Here is a 19,442-nt window from a genome sequence, read left to right as displayed (position 1 = left end):
CATACGCCTTGAACTCGCCGAAGAACTTCGTGATTGCTGCCGTCAGCGACGTCTTGCCATGGTCAACGTGACCGATCGTGCCAATGTTGACGTGCGGCTTCGTCCGCTCAAACTTGCTCTTTGCCATTAGTGGCTCTCCATTCTTGTCCCGTGACGGGAATAATCTTCAAAATTCGGTGGGGCGTACCCCGATCACTTCTGACCGGAGTACTTTGCCTGGATTTCCTGCGCCACGTTCGACGGAACCGGCGAATAGTGATCGAACGTCATCGAGTACTGAGCGCGACCCTGCGACATGGAGCGCAGGTTATCGACGTACTTGAACATGTTCGCGAGCGGAACATGCGCGTTGATGACGACGGCGATACCACGGCTTTCCTGGCCCTGGATCTGACCACGACGGGAGTTCAGGTCGCCGATAACGTCGCCGACATAGTCTTCCGGCGTTACGACTTCGACCTTCATCATCGGCTCGAGAAGCTGTGCACCAGCCTTCTTGGCTGCTTCACGGAAGCAGGCACGCGATGCGATTTCGAAGGCGAGAACCGACGAGTCAACATCGTGGAATGCACCGTCGACCAGCGTCGCCTTGACGCCGAGCATCGGGAAGCCAGCCAGCGGACCGGAAGACAGAACGCTTTCGATACCCTTCTGAACGCCCGGGATGTATTCCTTCGGAACAGCACCACCGACGATCTTCGACTCGAACTTGAAGTCTTCGCCTTCGGGGTTCGGTTCGAAGATGATCTTCACGCGAGCGAACTGACCGGTACCACCGGACTGCTTCTTGTGCGTGTAGTCTTCTTCGTGCTGACGCGTGATCGTTTCGCGGTAGGCAACCTGCGGAGCACCGACGGTTGCTTCAACCTTGAACTCGCGACGCATACGGTCAACGATGATGTCCAGGTGAAGTTCGCCCATGCCGGCAATGATGGTCTGGCCGGATTCGTCGTCGGTCTTGACGCGGAAGGACGGATCTTCAGCAGCCAGACGGTTGAGCGCGAGGCCCATCTTTTCCTGGTCGCCCTTGGTCTTTGGCTCGATCGCGATCTGGATGACCGGCTCGGGGAATTCCATGCGCTCGAGGATAACCGGCTTCAGCGGATCGCAGAGCGTATCGCCAGTGGTGGTTTCCTTGAGACCAGCCAGAGCAACGATGTCGCCTGCATAGGCTTCTTCGATGTCTTCACGGCTGTTGGAGTGCATCTGAAGCATACGGCCGACGCGCTCGCGCTTGTCCTTGACCGTGTTCATGACAGACGTGCCCTTTTCGAGCTTGCCCGAGTAGATGCGTGCGAAAGTGAGCGAACCAACGAAGGGGTCGTTCATGATCTTGAACGCGAGCATGGAAAGCGGCTCGGAATCGTCAGCGTGACGCTCGATTTCGGCTTCCGTCTTGGCGTCGATGCCCTTGATCGCCGGAATGTCCAGCGGCGAAGGCAGATAGTCGACAACGGCGTCGAGGAGCGGCTGAACGCCCTTGTTCTTGAACGCGGTACCACAGAACATCGGGTGGAACTTCACGTCGATGGTGCCGCGGCGAACGAGTTCACGAATCTTGTCGTTGTCCGGGTAGTTGCCTTCGAGGTAGGCTTCCATCGCTTCTTCGTCGATCTCGACAACCGTCTCGATCAGCTTTTCACGATATTCTTCAGCCTTGGCCTTCATGTCCTCGGGGATCTCGACGACGTCCCACTGGGCGCCGAGCGACTCGTCGCGCCATACGAGAGCATTCATCTCGATCAGGTCGATAACGCCCTTGAACTCGGTCTCAGCGCCGATCGGCAGCTGCATGACAACGGCAGTGGCGCCGAGACGGGTCTTGATCATTTCTACCGAGCGGTAGAAGTCAGCACCGGTCTTGTCCATCTTGTTGCAGAAGATCATGCGCGGAACATGATACTTCTCAGCCTGACGCCAGACGGTTTCCGTCTGCGGCTCAACACCGGCGTTGGCGTCGAGCAGCGCGATGGCGCCGTCGAGAACGCGCAGCGAACGCTCGACTTCGATGGTGAAGTCAACGTGGCCGGGGGTGTCGATGATGTTGAAGCGGCGGGTCTTGCCGTCACGGCCCTTCCAGAAGGTCGTGGTCGCAGCGGACGTGATGGTGATACCACGCTCCTGCTCCTGCTCCATCCAGTCCATCGTGGCTGCGCCATCGTGAACTTCGCCGATCTTGTGCGACTTACCGGTGTAATAGAGAATACGCTCGGTGGTGGTCGTCTTGCCGGCGTCGATATGCGCCATGATACCGAAATTGCGGTAGTCTTCGATTTTATATTCGCGAGCCATAATGGACTGCCTTTCGATATGCGATCGGTTAAGATTACCAGCGGTAATGCGAGAATGCGCGGTTAGCGTCGGCCATCTTGTGCGTGTCTTCACGCTTCTTGACGGCGGAGCCGCGGTTGTTCGCAGCGTCCATGAGTTCGCCGGAGAGGCGATCGATCATGGTCGTTTCGTTGCGCTTGCGCGCAGCGGTGATCAACCAGCGGATTGCGAGGGCCTGGCGACGCTCGGGACGAACATCAACCGGAACCTGGTATGTCGCACCACCAACGCGGCGCGAACGCACTTCAACATGCGGCGCAACATTGTCGAGGGCCGAATGGAACACGGCGAGCGGCTCCTGCTTCGTCTTGCCCTGAACGACGTCGAACGCGCCGTAAACGATGCTTTCTGCTACCGACTTCTTGCCGTGAAGCATGATGGCGTTCATGAACTTGGTGACGACCAGATCACCGAACTTCGGATCCGGGTTGATCTCACGCTTTTCTGCACTATGGCGACGGGACATACTTTTTGTCTCTCAATGTTATTGACGCTATACCACGCGGAGAACCTCGCGCAGCGCCGAATTGTTGTTGCCGAAATTACTTCGGACGCTTCGCACCGTACTTCGAACGGCGCTGCTTGCGGTTCTTGACGCCCTGGGTATCGAGAACACCGCGGATGATGTGGTAACGAACGCCCGGCAAGTCCTTCACGCGGCCGCCGCGGATCATGACGACAGAGTGTTCCTGAAGGTTGTGACCTTCGCCAGGAATGTAGCCGATGACTTCGAAGCCGTTGGTGAGGCGGATCTTGGCAACCTTACGCAGAGCCGAGTTCGGCTTCTTCGGGGTCGTCGTGTAAACGCGGGTGCAAACACCACGCTTCTGCGGGTTTTCCTGCAGGGCAGGAACCTTGTTGCGCTTTACCTGTGCCTGGCGAGGCTTGCGGATCAGCTGGTTTACGGTAGGCATATAACCATCCCTTGCAAAAACTACTTTAGCCACCCTCACGGGTGGCGGCTATGCCGTTGCCGGCGACGATGCACGCATATATCCTCATGCGCAAAACGTGGCCCGATCCGGTTTCACGGATGGACCACCAAGAGCAGAGGACACCGGATGAGGCGTCTTGCGTGCAACATTCGTGTCTTCTACGTGCAATGGAGACCCGTTTGAGATGATGTTCGGGAAAAAGCTTACCGAACGGCCAGCACCCACAGAGGCTCCGATGGCGGGCGTACTACTGTTTTAGCCAGCTTTCGTCAAGGGTGAATCCGCATTTTGCGCCCGCGCCCGGGGCCACGAACGCCACCGCAACGCCATTTCCCCCTCCCTATACGATAAGTCGGCATCAACGGCAGCGATTTTAACCTCCGGCCTTTGGCTTTTCATAAAATCCGTCTATTGATTCCCTCAGGCTGGCCGGACATGGCCGCGCCGCGGGCGGAACCGATTCCCCCCTGCCCTGATGACAGCAACGAAAGATCAAGGAACCGCGTCATGAGCACTCTCCCCGACAACGACAACGGACGCGACGAGCCGATGGTCTTCATCGTCATCGGCAAGGCTTACGAAACCGACAACTCCGAGGGTATCGACATTCACGTCATCCTCAGGGCGCCGGATGACGACACAGCCGTTCGCGAAACGCTGAACGCGCTTTCCGAGGAAGGCTTCATCGAAGCCGATCTCGACCAGATCGGCATGCTGACCGAAATTCCTGATGAAGAGCCGCACGCCTCGGCCTATCAGGGCGCGCTCGAAGGCGAAGTCGCCATCATCCGCTTCGCCTGAAGAGCCTTGGCCATGGCGGTCAGACGTGTCGTCGCCAACATCGCTACCTCCGACCCCGCGCGGGCGCAGGTCTTTTATGGCGATATCCTCGGCATGCCGGTCGCCATAGATCATGGCTGGATCGTCACCCATGCCAGCCCGCTCAAGGCGCCGGCGCAGCTAAGCTTTGCGCGCGAAGGCGGTTCCGGCACAGATGTGCCGGACTTCTCCATAGAAGTCGACAATTTCGATGAGGTCCGCGACCGGATCGTCGCAGCCGGACTGCCGATAGAATACGGCCCCACCGTCGAGTCCTGGGGCGTACGTCGCATGTTCGTACGCGACCCTTTTGGAAAGCTTGTCAATATATTAAGTCACTTATAGAATATATATTCTGAATAATAGTATTGATTCTTAAAAGATTGAATGCCGTGCAAACATAGGCTTAGGATAGTTCCGACGCAAAATTTCGGGGTCGGGTTGGATACTTTATCGTCGTCAGACATTATCGATGACATTTATGAAGCGGCGCTTTTTCCCGACCGCTGGTCGCAGGTTCTGGCAAATGCCGGCGGCCGCCTCGGTTTCTGGGGCGGCGCCATCACCTGGGGCAAGGGGGAAGACCAGGCCTGGCTGCACACGCCCAACTTTCAAGAACTGATGAAGGACTACATGGCGGGAGGCTGGAATCACCGCAATGATCGCCTTACGCGTACTGCCCGTGAAGGCCGGTTCGCCTTCGTGCAGGATTTCGACGTCTTCACCCCTGATGAATGGGCCGAACTGCCGATCGTCCGTGAGTTCCTCAAGCCCCGCGGCCTGGGCTATGGTGCGACGACACAGGTCGCGCCGCCCGGCCATCCGGAGATGACAGTGCTGTTTGAACACAGGCTGGAAGCTGGCATAATCCGGCCTGATACGATGGCTGCACTCGCCGGACTGAGGCCACATATCGCCCGTAGCCTTGCGCTCGCAACGCGGCTGCAACGGCAGAAAGCCGACGCGATGACCTTCGGCCTCAATGCCATTGGCGCTCCGGCAGCCGTGCTGCAGGCAAACGGCCTCATTCTCTCGGCCAACGATCTCTTCCTGTCACTGCAGAAATGTTTCGCCGCCCCCACACGCGACAGTATTGCCATTGCTGACGAGAGGGTGAACCGGCTCCTGTACAAAGCGCTGGCCGGGCACGATGCCGGTTCCTTCCCTCTCCCCGCCGGTGAAGATAGACCCTGCATTCTTCACGTCATACCACTGCGCAAGAAGGCGCTCGACTTATCTCCGAAAGGCAACGCCATCGTGCTCATATCGCAGCCCACCGGCACCATTGCCGACGCAAGCGCGTTGTTGAAGGGGCTATACGACCTTACAAGAGGCGAGGCACGCGTGGCTTTGGAGATCATGAAAGGACTTTCGCTACCGGCAGTGGCGAAGCAATTGCAGATTTCCCATGAAACGGTGCGCAGCAACGCGAAGTCGATCTATGCCAAGACCGGCAGCGCAGGCCAGACCGATCTTGTTCGGCGCCTCTCTGTCCTGACCCGCTATAACATCCGGAAACAGGACTAACCCTGTTGCATATGCAGGAATGCCGGGCGGCGGTGGAGGCGCCCGGCCTCTGTCCATAAAAACAAAAACGCCCGGATTGCTCCGGGCGTTTTGCTTCGAACTTTGGGGGGATCCGCAAAGCCCCTGCCCTGTCTGACCTTACTCGGCAGCCGGAGCCTGGTCCGTCATGTCCTGCAGCATCTGGTTTGCAGAACCTGCACCGGTCCCCTTGCGGCGTTCCTCGAGAATGAGGTCGTCGCGCGAGGTGGCGATGCGGCGGATCTGCGTCATGGTGCCGCCGGTACCAGCCGGGATGAGACGGCCGACGATGACGTTTTCCTTGAGACCCTGCAGCGTGTCCGTCTTGCCGGCAATCGCAGCTTCCGTGAGAACCTTGGTGGTTTCCTGGAAGGAGGCGGCCGAGATGAAGGACGGCGTCTGCAGCGAAGCCTTGGTGATGCCGAGCAGAACCGGCTCGCCATAGGCAGGCTTCTTGCCTTCTTCGATCAGGCGGTCATTGTTGTCATCGAGCTCGATGCGATCAACGTTGTCACCCACGATGTACTGGCTATCGCCAGCATCGGTGATTTCAACCTTCTGCAGCATCTGGCGAACGATCACCTCGATGTGCTTGTCGTTGATCACAACGCCCTGCAGACGGTAGACTTCCTGGATTTCGTTCACGAGGTAGGAAGCCAGAGCTTCCACGCCCTTGATCGCCAGAATGTCGTGCGGCGCCGGGTTACCGTCGAGGATGTATTCACCCTTTTCGATATAGTCGCCTTCCTGAAGGTGGAAGGGCTTGCCCTTCGGGATCAGGTATTCGACCGGCTCGACGCCGTCTTCCGCAGGCTCGATCATCACGCGGCGCTTGTTCTTGTAGTCGCGGCCGAGGCGGATCGTACCATCGATCTCTGCGATGATGGCGTGATCCTTCGGACGACGGGCTTCGAACAGTTCCGCAACGCGCGGCAGACCACCGGTGATGTCCTTCGTCTTGGCGCTTTCCAGCGGCGAACGTGCAAGCACGTCACCCTGGGAGACCTTCGCACCCGGCTCGACCGACAGGATGGCGTCGACCGAGAGCTGGAAGCGGGCTTCGCCACCACGGGCAAGCTTCGCAACAGCGCCGGACGCGTCCTTGATGACGATCGCAGGCTTGAGATCCGAACCGCGCGGCGTCGAGCGCCAGTCAATGACCTGACGCTTGGTGATGCCGGTGGATTCGTCGGTTGCTTCCAGAACGGAGAGACCGTCGACGAGGTCTTCGAAGTGAACGGTACCTTCCACTTCCGTCATCATCGGACGGGTGTAAGGGTCCCACTCTGCAAGACGCTGGCCACGCTTTACCTTGTCGCCATCATCAACGAAGATCTTCGAACCGTAAGCCACACGCTGTGTGGAACGTTCCGCGCCGCGCTCATCAAGGATCGTAACGGACATGTTACGGCCCATGGCGATGAGAACGCCTTCGGAGTTCCGCAGGATGTTGCGGTTCTTGATCTGGATCGTGCCTTCATAAGACGCTTCGAGGAACGACTGGTCGACCACGTTTGCCGTGCCACCAAGGTGGAACGTACGCATGGTGAGCTGCGTGCCAGGTTCACCGATCGACTGAGCGGCGATAACGCCAACGGCTTCGCCCATGTTGACAGGCGTACCGCGTGCAAGGTCACGACCGTAGCAGACGCCGCAGACACCAACCTGCACTTCGCAGGTGAGCGCCGAGCGGATGCGAACGGACTGGATGCCAGCCTTCTCGATGGCAGCCACGTCGGCTTCGTCGATCAGCGTACCAGCCTTGACGATGTTCTCGCCGGTGACCGGATTGTCGATGTCATCGAGAGCCGTACGACCGAGGATACGCGCGCCGAGCGAAGCAACCACCTGACCGGCATCAACGATGGCAGTCATGGTGAGGCCCTTGTCGGTGCCGCAATCCCTGGAGTTGACGATGCAATCCTGCGCGACGTCGACGAGACGACGGGTCAGGTAACCCGAGTTCGCGGTCTTCAGGGCGGTGTCTGCGAGACCCTTACGGGCACCGTGGGTCGAGTTGAAGTACTCGTTAACGGTCAGGCCTTCCTTGAAGTTCGAGATGATCGGCGTCTCGATGATTTCACCCGATGGCTTCGCCATCAGACCGCGCATGCCGCCCAGCTGACGCATCTGGTTCGGAGAACCACGAGCACCCGAGTGAGACATCATGTAGATGGAGTTCATCGGCTTCTGGCGGCCCGTTTCCGGATCGAACTCGACAGCCTTGATGCGTGCCATCATCTCTTCGGCGACCTTTTCGGTTGCCTTGCCCCAGGCGTCGACAACCTTGTTGTACTTTTCGCCCTGGGTGATGAGACCGTCATTGTACTGCTGTTCGTATTCCTTCACGAGAGCTTCGGTGTCGCCAACGATCTTCACCTTGCTGTCAGGAATGACCATGTCGTCCTTGCCGAACGAAATGCCGGCGCGGCAGGCATGGGCAAAGCCGAGCTGCATGATGCGGTCACAGAAGATGACCGTGTCTTTCTGGCCGCAATGACGGTAGACCGTGTCGATCATCTTGGAGATGTTCTTCTTGGTCATTTCCTGGTTGCAGACGTCGAAAGGCACGTTGACGTTCTTCGGCAGAAGTTCGCCAATCAGCATACGGCCGGGGGTCGTCTCATGGATCTTCGAAACCGGCTTGCCATCGGCATCCACGGTCTTGAAGCGACCACGGATCTTGGCATGCAGCGTCACGACCTTGTTTTCAAGTGCGTGATGCAGCTCACCGATGTCGGAGAAGGCCATGCCTTCGCCCGGCTCGTTCTGGTTCATGATCGACAGGTAATACAGGCCGAGAACCATGTCCTGCGAAGGAACGATGATCGGGTGGCCGTTTGCCGGATGCAGGATGTTGTTGGTCGACATCATCAGCACGCGCGCTTCCAGCTGGGCTTCCAGCGAAAGCGGAACGTGAACAGCCATCTGGTCACCGTCGAAGTCGGCGTTGAAGGCCGTGCAGACGAGCGGGTGCAGCTGGATGGCCTTGCCTTCGACCAGCATGGGTTCGAAAGCCTGGATACCCAGACGGTGCAGCGTCGGTGCGCGGTTCAAGAGAACCGGATGCTCGCGGATGACCTCGTCGAGGATATCCCAAACCTCAGGCTTTTCCTTTTCAACCAGCTTCTTGGCCTGCTTGACGGTCGAGGAGTAACCCTTGGCGTCGAGGCGGGCGTAGATGAACGGCTTGAACAGTTCGAGCGCCATCTTCTTCGGCAGACCGCACTGGTGCAGCTTCAGTTCCGGACCGGTCACGATGACCGAACGGCCGGAATAGTCGACGCGCTTGCCGAGAAGGTTCTGGCGGAAACGGCCCTGCTTGCCCTTGAGCATGTCGGACAGCGACTTCAGCGGGCGCTTGTTGGCACCCGTGATGACGCGGCCGCGACGGCCGTTGTCGAACAGCGCATCGACGGATTCCTGCAACATACGCTTTTCGTTGCGGATGATGATGCCAGGCGCACGAAGCTCGATCAGGCGCTTCAGACGATTGTTACGGTTGATGACGCGGCGATAGAGATCGTTGAGGTCGGACGTCGCAAAACGGCCGCCATCCAGCGGAACCAGCGGACGCAGGTCCGGCGGAATGACCGGAACGACCTTCATGATCATCCATTCAGGACGGTTGCCCGATTCCATGAAGTTCTCGACGATCTTCAGGCGCTTCATCAGCTTCTTCTGCTTGAGATCCGACGTGGTCTCAGCAAGTTCGGCACGCAGGTCGCCGGCGATCTTTTCGAGGTTCATCGAAGCCAGCATCTCATAGATGGCTTCAGCGCCGATCATGGCGGTGAACTGGTCTTCGCCGAACTCGTCGACGGCGATCATGTACTCTTCTTCAGACAGAAGCTGGTTCTGCTTGAGCGAGGTGAGACCGGGTTCCGTGACAATGTAGTTCTCGAAATAGAGAACGCGCTCGACATCCTTCAGCGTCATGTCGAGCAGGGTCGAGATACGCGAAGGAAGCGACTTCAGGAACCAGATGTGGGCAACCGGCGCTGCGAGCTCGATATGGCCCATGCGCTCACGGCGAACGCGCGACAGCGTGACTTCGACGCCGCACTTTTCGCAGATGATGCCCTTGTACTTCATGCGCTTGTACTTGCCGCACAGGCACTCATAGTCCTTGATCGGCCCAAAGATACGCGCGCAGAAAAGACCGTCACGCTCAGGCTTGAACGTACGGTAGTTGATGGTTTCCGGCTTCTTGATCTCGCCGTAGGACCACGACAGGATTTTTTCCGGCGAAGCGATCGAAATCCGGATGGAATCGAAATGCTGCGCAGGCACCTGAGGATTGAAAAGATTCATGACCTCTTGGTTCATGCCTTGTCTCCTTGAGAGGCTAGCTGCTGCCCCTGTTTGCATCTGGACCGGCTTCTTCCCGGGTCGCCGTCCAGAGCTTTAAATACGGATTAACCGCATAATGCGGCGAAAGTATCCCGAACCGCAGAGACCGCTCGGGAAACCGGCAGGCGCCCTCTCAGGCGCCCGCCTCTGTCGTGTTTATTCCGCCGCGTCAGGCAGCTGGTCTTCGGGCTGGTTCTCGATCTTCGAGTTTTCCAGCTCGACGGACAGGCCGAGCGACCGCATTTCCTTGACGAGAACGTTGAAGCTCTCGGGGATACCGGCTTCGAAGGTGTCGTCGCCACGGACGATTGCTTCGTAAACCTTCGTGCGGCCAGCCACGTCGTCCGACTTGACGGTGAGCATTTCCTGCAGCGTGTAAGCCGCGCCGTATGCTTCCAGAGCCCAGACTTCCATTTCCCCGAAGCGCTGACCGCCGAACTGCGCCTTGCCGCCCAGCGGCTGCTGGGTAACGAGCGAGTAAGGACCGATCGAACGAGCGTGGATCTTGTCGTCGACAAGGTGGTTCAGCTTGATCATGTACATGTAGCCGACGGTGACCTTGCGATCGAACGGCTCACCGGTACGGCCGTCGTAAAGAACGGACTGACCGGATTCATGCAGACCTGCCTTCTTCAGCATCGCGGCAACGTCAGGCTCATGTGCACCGTCGAAAACCGGAGTCGCAATGGAAACACCGCGTTTGGCTTCTTCGGCGAGCTTGACGAGCGAGTCGTCGTCAAAACGCTGAACCTCGTCATTGGCTTCAGACGCGTAGATTTCCGTCAGCTCGCTGCGAAGCTCGCTGATGTCCATCGTCTTGCGATACTCTTCGAGCATCTCGCCGATCTTCTTGCCCATGCCTGCGCATGCCCATGCGAGGTGGGTTTCGAGGATCTGGCCGACGTTCATGCGCGAAGGCACGCCGAGCGGGTTCAAGCAGATGTCGACATGCGTGCCGTCTTCGAGGAACGGCATGTCTTCGACCGGAACGATACGCGAGACGACGCCCTTGTTACCGTGACGGCCGGCCATCTTGTCGCCCGGCTGGATCTTGCGCTTAACGGCAACGAAGACCTTGACCATCTTCATGACGCCCGGAGGCATTTCATCGCCGCGCTGGACCTTTTCGACCTTGTCCATGAAGCGCTGCTCAAGGCGCGACTTGGATTCGTCGTACTGGCCGCGAAGTGCTTCGATCTCAGCCTGGGCCTTTTCGTCCTCGACGGCGAACATCCACCACTGCGAGCGGGGATATTCGGAGACGACGGCGTTGGAGAGCTCGACGCCCTTCTTGAAGCCCTTCGGACCGGCAATCGAAACCTGGCCACGCAGCATGTCGATCAGACGGCCGTAGACGTTACGGTCGAGGATCGCCTGCTCGTCGTCACGGTCCTTCGCCAGACGCTCGATCTCTTCGCGCTCGATAGCCATCGCGCGCTCGTCCTTCTCCACACCGTGACGGTTGAAGACGCGGACTTCCACGACCGTACCGAACGTGCCCGGAGGCATGCGCATGGAGGTGTCGCGAACGTCGGAAGCCTTTTCACCGAAGATGGCGCGCAGAAGCTTTTCTTCCGGCGTCATCGGGCTTTCGCCCTTCGGCGTGATCTTGCCGACGAGGATGTCACCTGGCTGAACTTCCGCACCGATGTAGACGATACCGGCTTCGTCGAGGTTCTTCAGCGCTTCTTCCGAAACGTTCGGAATATCGCGCGTGATTTCTTCCGGACCAAGCTTCGTGTCACGCGCCATCACTTCGAATTCTTCGATGTGGATGGAGGTGAACACGTCGTCGGAAACGATACGCTCCGACATCAGGATCGAGTCTTCGTAGTTGTAGCCGTTCCAGGGCATGAACGCGACGAGCGCGTTACGGCCGAGAGCCAGGTCACCGAGGTCGGTCGACGGACCATCCGCGATGATGTCACCCTTGGAGATGATATCGCCGACGGACACCAGCGGACGCTGGTTGACGCAGGTGTTCTGGTTCGAACGCTGGAACTTCTGCAGACGGTAGATGTCAACGCCGGACTTGCCTGCATCGAGATCTTCCGTAGCGCGGATAACGATACGCGTCGCGTCGACCTGGTCGACGACACCGCCGCGGCGAGCCGCGATGGCAGCGCCGGAGTCACGCGCAACGATCGGTTCCATGCCGGTGCCCACGAAAGGCGCCTCTGCGCGCAGAAGCGGAACGGCCTGACGCTGCATGTTCGAGCCCATGAGAGCGCGGTTGGCGTCGTCGTTTTCCAGGAACGGAATGAGAGCCGCTGCGACCGAAACGAGCTGCTTCGGCGAAACGTCCATCAGGTTGATGTTGTCACGCGGTGCGAGCATAACTTCGCCCGAGTGACGGCAGACGACGAACTCTTCCGAGAAAGAACCGTCTTCATTGAGCGGCGCGTTGGCCTGCGCGACGTAATACTTCGCCTCTTCCATGGCGGAGAGGTAGATAACGTCGTTCGTGACCTTGCCGTCGGTGATCTTGCGGTACGGGCTCTCGATGAAGCCGTACTTGTTGACACGGGCAAAGGTTGCAAGCGAGTTGATCAGACCGATGTTCGGGCCTTCCGGCGTCTCGATCGGGCAAATACGGCCGTAGTGGGTCGGGTGAACGTCGCGGACTTCGAAGCCGGCGCGCTCGCGGGTCAGACCACCCGGTCCAAGAGCCGAAAGACGACGCTTGTGGGTGATTTCCGAAAGCGGGTTCACCTGGTCCATGAACTGCGACAGCTGCGAGGAACCGAAGAATTCGCGAACGGCAGCAGCTGCCGGCTTCGCGTTGATCAGGTCCTGCGGCATCACGGTGTCGATTTCGATCGAGGACATACGTTCCTTGATCGCACGTTCCATGCGCAGAAGGCCCAGACGATACTGGTTTTCCATCAGCTCGCCGACAGAACGCACACGGCGGTTGCCGAGGTTGTCGATGTCGTCGATTTCGCCCTTGCCGTCGCGCAGTTCGACCAGCATCTTGACGACGGCGAGGATGTCTTCCTTGCGCAGCGTGCGCACGGTGTCTTCCGCGTCGAGATCGAGGCGCATGTTCATCTTCACGCGACCAACGGCCGAAAGATCGTAACGCTCTGCATCGAAGAACAGCGAGTTGAACATCGCTTCCGCCGAATCCATGGTCGGCGGCTCACCCGGACGCATGACGCGGTAGATGTCGAACAGGGCTTCCTGGCGGTTCTCGTTCTTGTCGGCAGACAGTGTGTTGCGGATATAGGCGCCAACATTGACGTGGTCGATGTTGAGAACCGGAATCTCGTCAAAACCGGACTGCAGGATCAGACCGAGGGTCTTCTCGTCGATTTCGTCGCCGGCCTCGAGATAGATTTCACCCGTCTCGTAGTTGACGATGTCTTCGGCCAGGTAGTTGCCGTAAAGGTCTTCGTCGGTCGCCTTCAGCGCCTTGAGGCCCTTTTCGGAGAGCTGGCGGATAAGGCGCGGCGTGAGCTTCTTGCCGGCCTCGACGACCACTTCGCCGGTATCGGCGTCGATCATGTCGGTGACGACCTTGGCGTTCTTCAGCGCTTCGGGCTGGAACGGAATACGCCAGCCGTCGCCGTCACGCTCATAGGAAGCCTTGGTGTAGAAGGTCGACAGAATGTCTTCGCCGTCCATGCCAAGCGCCATCAGCAGCGAGGTCACGGGGATCTTGCGGCGACGGTCGATACGCGCATAGACGATATCCTTGGCGTCGAACTCGATGTCGAGCCAGGAACCGCGATACGGAATGACACGGGCAGCAAAGAGCAGCTTGCCGGAAGAATGGCTCTTGCCCTTGTCGTGATCGAAGAACACGCCCGGCGAACGGTGCATCTGCGAAACGATGACGCGCTCGGTGCCGTTGACGATGAACGTGCCGTTATTGGTCATGAGCGGCATGTCGCCCATGTAGACGGACTGTTCCTTGATGTCCTTGATGGACTTCGCGCCCGTATCTTCATCGATATCGAACACGATGAGGCGCAGCGTCACCTTGAGCGGCGCTGCATAGGTCAGATCGCGCTGACGGCATTCCTCGACGTCGAACTTTGGCGCTTCGAATTCGTAGGATACGAATTCGAGCATGGAGGCGCCGGAAAAATCGGTGATCGGGAATACGGATTTGAAAACGGCATTCAATCCCTCGTCGGGACGGCCACCCTTGGGCTCGTCAACCATGAGAAACTGGTCGTACGAAGCCTTCTGAACCTCAATGAGGTTCGGCATTTCCGCTACTTCTGGAATTTTGCCGAAAAACTTGCGTACGCGCCTGCGACCGTTAAACGAAAGGGTCTGAGCCATCGTCGCTCCTTTAAAAATTGCATCCGGGCCTGCAACGGACGGGAACCGATGGCCAGTCGATCCCGTCAATCAATGGGTATCCTCAATCTCGTTCCACATCCCGGATCGATCAGGCCGGATTGCCTTGATGAGCCGGTTCGGAACCATTCTCTTGAAGAACCCATTACCCAAAAGCCATTTTCACGCGGCTTTTGGGTAATGAGTTTTAAAAACGATGACGACGGGAAGGGGCATTAAGCCCCTTCCCGCCAGCAATCGCAAGATTACTTAACGTCAACCTTGGCGCCTGCGTCTTCAAGCTTCTTCTTGAGATCAGCAGCTTCAGCCTTGGAAACGGCTTCCTTGACCGGCTTCGGAGCGCCTTCAACGAGGTCCTTGGCTTCCTTGAGGCCGAGGCCGGTGATGCCGCGAACTTCCTTGATGACGTTGATCTTGTTGGCGCCAGCGTCAACCAGGATAACGTCGAACTCGGTCTTTTCTTCTTCCGGAGCAGCAGCAGCAGCAGCGCCGCCAGCAGCAGCAACGGCTACCGGAGCAGCAGCGGAAACGCCCCACTTTTCTTCGAGAAGCTTGGACAGTTCTGCAGCTTCCAGAACGGTCAGCGAGGAGAGGTCTTCTACGATCTTTGCGAGATCAGCCATTTTGATAGTTCCTTTTGTTCAGTTCGAACCAGTTTGAATATTTACAGCGAAAAACCGCCTTAAGCGGCTTCGTCCTTCTTGGCGTAAGCCGAGAACACCCGAGCCAGCTGGCTTGCAGGTGCGGCGACAACCGTAGCGACGCGAGTTGCCGGGGCATTGAGAAGGCCCAGCAGCTTTGCGCGCAGCTCGTCCAGCGAAGGCAGGGTCGCGAGCGACTTGACTGCTTCGGCGTTGAGCGTGGTTGCGCCCATGGCGCCGCCCAAAACAACGACCTTGTCGTTGGTCTTGGCGAAATCCATGACGACTTTCGGAGCGATCATCGGGTCAGTGCTGTATGCAATCAGCGTCTGTCCCTTGAAGAGATTGGTCATCCCTTCCGACTCCGTACCCTGAAGAGCGATCTTGGCCAGGCGGTTCTTCGCGACCTTGACGGTGCCTCCGGCAGCGCGCATCTTCGAACGGAAGTCGTTCATCTGCGCAACGGTGACACCAGCATAGTGGGCCACGACAACCGAACCGGAAGCCTTGAAGACTTCGTTCAGCTCCGTGACGAATTCGCGTTTTTCCGCTCTTTCCACTGTCTGTCTCCAGTAGACGGGGCCACATGATTGTGAACCCGTCGGGTTTGCCTTTGCCCCAAGGGACCTTTTTACAAAGATCCCGAGCGACGCTCGAGGATCCTGTCCCCCGCTCTGCCGCCGCAAACGGCTTCAGGCACAGGCACACCAGGTTCGAACCGGACAGTCAGGCATCGACAGATACCTCAAATCCAGCCTCACCCGTCTCATGCAGGCTAAATGATTAAGGCCGGGCCCCGAAGGACATGGCCACCCGCAATCTCGGACAGGAGTTCCGGGTTTCCCCGGAAATCTCCGGCTCCTGGGAGCCGGAAATTCTTTTATTCACACTTCACTCGGGAAGCGCGAGAATTGATTAAGCCGTAACCGACGAAGGGTCGATCTTGACGCCCGGACCCATGGTCGAGGAGATGGCGACGCGCTTGACATAGTTGCCCTTGGCGCCAGCCGGCTTTGCCTTGATGACCGCATCGGCGAAAGCCTTGATGTTTTCCTCAAGAGCCTTGGCGTCGAACGAAGCCTTGCCAACGCCAGCGTGTACGATACCGGCCTTTTCGACGCGGAACTCGACAGCGCCACCCTTGGATGCCTTGACAGCACCGGCAACGTCCATGGTCACGGTTCCGACCTTCGGGTTCGGCATCATGCCACGCGGGCCGAGTACCTTGCCTAGACGGCCGACGAGCGGCATCATGTCCGGGGTCGCGATGCAGCGATCGAAGTCGATCTTGCCGCCCTGAACGATTTCAACCAGCTCTTCCGCACCAACAACGTCAGCGCCGGCAGCCGTGGCTTCATCAGCCTTGGCGCCACGGGCGAAGACGGCGACGCGAACGTCACGACCGGTGCCGTTCGGCAGGTTGACAACGCCACGAACCATCTGGTCCGCATGGCGCGGGTCAACGCCGAGGTTCATCGAAACTTCAACGGTTTCGTCGAACTTGGCGACTGCACGTTCCTTGACCATCGAAATGGCGTCGGTGAGAACGTAGAGCTTGTTCGGATCCACGCCTTCGCGGATCTTCTGAATGCGCTTTGCTACCTTGGCCATGATCAACCTACCACTTCCAGGCCCATGGCGCGGGCAGAGCCCTCAACCATTGCCATTGCGCCTTCGATGTCGGCTGCGTTCAGATCCTTCATCTTGGCTTCAGCGATCGACTTGACCTGAGCCTTGGTGATGGAACCGACCTTGGCGCCCTTGCCAGGCGTCTTGGAACCGGAGGTGATCTTTGCTTCCTTCTTCAGCCAGTACGTCATCGGCGGCTGCTTCATGACGAAGGTGAAGGACTTGTCCTGGTAATAGGTGATGACGACCGGGATCGGCATACCCTTTTCCATTTCCTGCGTGGCGGCATTGAACGCCTTGCAGAATTCCATGATGTTAATGCCACGCTGACCAAGTGCCGGACCGATCGGCGGGGACGGATTGGCCGACCCAGCCTTTACCTGCAACTTGAGCTGGCCTGCAACTTTCTTAGCCATATCTCTCTGCCTTTCAATTCAAACCGGTTGCCCGGCTTCTCTTAAGCCGGATTTCTCCGGCGGCTGCGGTTGCGTGGTGCGGCGCCCTGCCCCGGCTTAGAGAGCCAGTTAGCCTTCCACGCGCTTGGGGCATCGCCCCGCCAATCAGACCTTCTCGACCTGATTGTATTCCAGCTCGACCGGCGTTGCGCGGCCGAAAATCGAAACTTCCACCTTCAGGCGCGAACGCTCTTCGTCCACGTCCTGAACCACGCCGTTGAACGACGCGAAAGGACCGTCGGAGACGCGAACCTGCTCGCCGATCTCGAACGAAACCGAAGACTTCGGACGCTCGACACCTTCCTGAACCTGACCAAGGATACGCTCGGCTTCGTAATCCGGAATCGGAACAGGCTTGCTGTCCGAACCGAGGAAACCGGTGACCTTCGGCGTGTTCTTGATGAGGTGATAAGCCTCATCCGTCAGGTTGGCGCGCACCAGCACGTAACCCGGAAAGAACTTGCGCTCGCTATCGACCTTGCGGCCGCGGCGCACCTCGACCACCTTTTCGGTCGGCACGAGGATTTTCTCGAAAAGATGGTCCAGACCCTTCTGACGGGCCTTTTCCTCGATCGACTCGGCGACCTTCTTTTCGAAATTCGAATATGCGTGAACGATATACCAGCGCGCTGCCATCTTTACTCTCCGTTCAATCCGTTACCGGCCGACGTTCAGCACAAGGCTGAGAATCCAGCCAATGAGCTGGTCAGCAGCAAAAAAGAACAGAGCCGCGAAAATGACCATCACCAGCACCATAGCCGTCGAAATCATGGTCTCGCGGCGCGACGGCCAAGTGATCTTTGACGCTTCGGCGCGAACCTGCTGCAGAAACGTAAACGGATTGGTTTTGGATGCCATTGACTGCCCACGCAATTACGGCGCGTAAAGCCGAACTAATCAGCCCCACGCACCGCGTGTCTGTTTTGACCCTACATAAACACCGATTCCGCTTTTAACAAGAGGAAATCGACATTCGGCGAAATTCGCCGGTAAACCGGCCCCATCTGCCATGCAGCGAAAACCGCGCTTGCGAATGGAAAGTGGCAGGGGCAGAGGGGCTCGAACCCCCGACCTGCGGTTTTGGAGACCGCCGCTCTACCAACTGAGCTATACCCCTTAATCACCTGAACCGGCCGCGAAATCGCTTGGCCAATTCGGTATGCGCTCCTTTAAGGTGCAGGGAAAAGAATGGCAAGTGTGTTTTTTGTTTTTTCCACTCTGCCCCCGAAAATCATGCACCCGTCAGGTTTTGACGTATTTCCGCCAGTCATGCTCTTCCTTGAAACCAAGGATCTCGCGAATCTTGCGGTTGGAGATCAATCCCTCATGCTCTCCGATCTCTCGGCGGAATTGCACCTGAGGGAAATATGTCCGGGCAAGCTCGCGCGTGGGGACCGTTGCCGTAGCTGTATCATTAACGGCATTGAAGACCTGATAACCGAGGCCATCCTTTTCGATGCAAAGATGACAAATCTGGCCGAGATCACGTGCGTCGATGTAGCCCCAGGCGTTGCGTTTGCGTGTTTCCGGATGGGCAAAGAAATCGGGAAACTTCTCATACTCATGGGGTTCGATGACATTGCCGATTCGCAGCGCGTAAATGTCGTATCCGCTTCGCTCGGCAAAGGCCCGCGCGGTTCTTTCATTCACCACCTTCGACAGTCCGTAGGAATCCATCGGATCGACATCGTAGTCCTCTTCAAGCGGGAAGTGGTGAAAATCCTTCTCGCCCTCGGCGAAACAGACCCCGTATGTGGTCTCGCTCGATGCTATCACTACCTTTCGGATGCCAAGCTTTATCGCGGCCTCGATGACATTATAGGTTCCCATGGTGTTGATACGGAACGTCTCGTTGTCCGGCTTGATCAAAATGCGTGGAACCGCAGCAAAATGGATCACCGCATCAAAGGGCAGAACACCCTTCCCGCTTTCGAGCTCCGCGAAGTTCCGATGCATGGAAAGGGCATTAAAAACCTGCCCGCTGTCCGTGATATCGACGATGAGATTGGTCACGCCCGGCCTGTCGAGCGGAACGAGATCGATGTTGTGGACCTCATATCCCTTGCCGATGAGCCACGGGATCACATGCCGTCCGGCCTTGCCGGAACCACCGGTAAACAGAATGCGCTTCTTCATGATACTCCTCATCATCTCCCCAGCAAGAAGTAGCAGCCGGGACCGAGGAACGAAAGCTCCCGTCCCCCAGGCGCGAGACACAAAACAAAAAACCCCGCTGTCTCCAGCGGGGTTTTCGTCAAGCCTTTTCAGGCCTTAAGATTACTCGACGATCGAGGCAACGATGCCGGCGCCGACGGTACGGCCGCCTTCGCGGATAGCGAAGCGCAGCTTTTCTTCCATCGCGATCGGAACGATCAGCTCGACGTCAACCGTGACGTTGTCGCCAGGCATAACCATTTCCGTGC

General features: G+C 58.1%; 16 protein-coding genes, 1 tRNA gene and 1 pseudogene. 3 read left to right on the top strand and 15 right to left on the bottom strand.

The window, feature by feature from the left end; genetic code table 11:
• The 4 genes from WA845_RS07765 to rpsL form a co-directional block, all read right to left on the bottom strand.
• Positions 1-127: GTP-binding protein (locus WA845_RS07765; protein ID WP_244455647.1), on the bottom strand; the 127-nt coding region annotated here is incomplete at its 3' end.
• 65 nt (positions 128-192) lie between these two features.
• The gene (gene fusA / locus WA845_RS07760) at positions 193-2,292 is read right to left on the bottom strand and encodes an elongation factor G (RefSeq protein WP_004442619.1); all 2,100 of its coding nucleotides are present in this window, start codon (positions 2,290-2,292) and stop codon (positions 193-195) included.
• Between the two features lie 34 nt (positions 2,293-2,326).
• The gene (gene rpsG, locus WA845_RS07755; RefSeq protein ID WP_004442621.1) at positions 2,327-2,797 is read right to left on the bottom strand and encodes a 30S ribosomal protein S7; all 471 of its coding nucleotides are present in this window, start codon (positions 2,795-2,797) and stop codon (positions 2,327-2,329) included.
• Between the two features lie 76 nt (positions 2,798-2,873).
• Complete coding sequence (gene rpsL, locus WA845_RS07750) at positions 2,874-3,245, bottom strand: 30S ribosomal protein S12 (RefSeq protein ID WP_003507760.1); 372 nt, start codon at positions 3,243-3,245, stop codon at positions 2,874-2,876.
• Positions 3,246-3,773: 528 nt separating this feature from the next.
• Here rpsL and WA845_RS07745 point away from each other — a divergent pair.
• The 3 genes from WA845_RS07745 (at position 3,774) to WA845_RS07735 (ending at position 5,612) form a co-directional block, all read left to right on the top strand.
• Positions 3,774-4,067 carry a hypothetical protein gene (locus tag WA845_RS07745; protein WP_003523731.1) on the top strand — a complete coding sequence of 98 codons (294 nt, stop codon included), beginning with the start codon at positions 3,774-3,776 and terminating at the stop codon, positions 4,065-4,067.
• 12 nt (positions 4,068-4,079) lie between these two features.
• Entirely contained in the window at positions 4,080-4,430 is a 351-nt protein-coding gene (locus WA845_RS07740) for a VOC family protein (RefSeq protein WP_112557243.1), read from the top strand.
• Positions 4,431-4,526: 96 nt separating this feature from the next.
• The gene (locus tag WA845_RS07735) at positions 4,527-5,612 is read left to right on the top strand and encodes a helix-turn-helix transcriptional regulator (RefSeq protein WP_112557245.1); all 1,086 of its coding nucleotides are present in this window, start codon (positions 4,527-4,529) and stop codon (positions 5,610-5,612) included.
• A 138-nt stretch (positions 5,613-5,750) separates the two neighbouring features.
• On the opposite strand, the gene rpoC is transcribed toward WA845_RS07735, so the two are convergent.
• From rpoC to tuf, 11 genes and pseudogenes are all read right to left on the bottom strand, one after another.
• Positions 5,751-9,959, bottom strand: coding sequence for a DNA-directed RNA polymerase subunit beta' (gene rpoC, locus WA845_RS07730; RefSeq protein WP_004442633.1), 4,209 nt, complete (start codon positions 9,957-9,959; stop codon positions 5,751-5,753).
• Between the two features lie 180 nt (positions 9,960-10,139).
• Complete coding sequence (rpoB, locus tag WA845_RS07725) at positions 10,140-14,276, bottom strand: DNA-directed RNA polymerase subunit beta (RefSeq protein WP_022556539.1); 4,137 nt, start codon at positions 14,274-14,276, stop codon at positions 10,140-10,142.
• 263 nt (positions 14,277-14,539) lie between these two features.
• Entirely contained in the window at positions 14,540-14,917 is a 378-nt protein-coding gene (rplL, locus tag WA845_RS07720) for a 50S ribosomal protein L7/L12 (RefSeq protein ID WP_004442635.1), read from the bottom strand.
• 59 nt (positions 14,918-14,976) lie between these two features.
• Entirely contained in the window at positions 14,977-15,495 is a 519-nt protein-coding gene (rplJ, locus tag WA845_RS07715) for a 50S ribosomal protein L10 (RefSeq protein WP_004442637.1), read from the bottom strand.
• 355 nt (positions 15,496-15,850) lie between these two features.
• Positions 15,851-16,546 carry a 50S ribosomal protein L1 gene (gene rplA / locus WA845_RS07710; RefSeq protein ID WP_003507704.1) on the bottom strand — a complete coding sequence of 232 codons (696 nt, stop codon included), beginning with the start codon at positions 16,544-16,546 and terminating at the stop codon, positions 15,851-15,853.
• Between the two features lie 2 nt (positions 16,547-16,548).
• On the bottom strand, positions 16,549-16,980 hold the full coding sequence (gene rplK, locus WA845_RS07705) for a 50S ribosomal protein L11 (protein ID WP_004442641.1): 432 nt from the start codon (positions 16,978-16,980) through the stop codon (positions 16,549-16,551).
• Between the two features lie 144 nt (positions 16,981-17,124).
• Positions 17,125-17,655: a transcription termination/antitermination protein NusG gene (nusG, locus tag WA845_RS07700; protein ID WP_003523721.1), complete on the bottom strand. Its 531-nt coding sequence runs from the start codon at positions 17,653-17,655 to the stop codon at positions 17,125-17,127.
• A gap of 21 nt (positions 17,656-17,676) precedes the next feature.
• On the bottom strand, positions 17,677-17,877 hold the full coding sequence (secE, locus tag WA845_RS07695) for a preprotein translocase subunit SecE (RefSeq protein ID WP_004442643.1): 201 nt from the start codon (positions 17,875-17,877) through the stop codon (positions 17,677-17,679).
• 183 nt (positions 17,878-18,060) lie between these two features.
• A tRNA-Trp gene (locus WA845_RS07690) sits at positions 18,061-18,136 on the bottom strand.
• Positions 18,137-18,261: 125 nt separating this feature from the next.
• A complete protein-coding gene (locus WA845_RS07685; RefSeq protein ID WP_112557247.1) occupies positions 18,262-19,155 on the bottom strand; it encodes an NAD-dependent epimerase/dehydratase family protein in 894 nt (297 codons plus the stop codon).
• A 141-nt stretch (positions 19,156-19,296) separates the two neighbouring features.
• Positions 19,297-19,442, bottom strand: a pseudogene (gene tuf / locus WA845_RS07680) (elongation factor Tu); the annotation flags it as partial.

It is taken from the genome of Agrobacterium sp. CMT1, assembly GCF_037203725.1.
GTDB classification, from domain to species: domain Bacteria; phylum Pseudomonadota; class Alphaproteobacteria; order Rhizobiales; family Rhizobiaceae; genus Agrobacterium; species Agrobacterium pusense.
The sequence above is the reverse complement of the archived record's forward strand: the minus strand, read 5'-3'. Positions and strand labels throughout refer to the sequence as shown.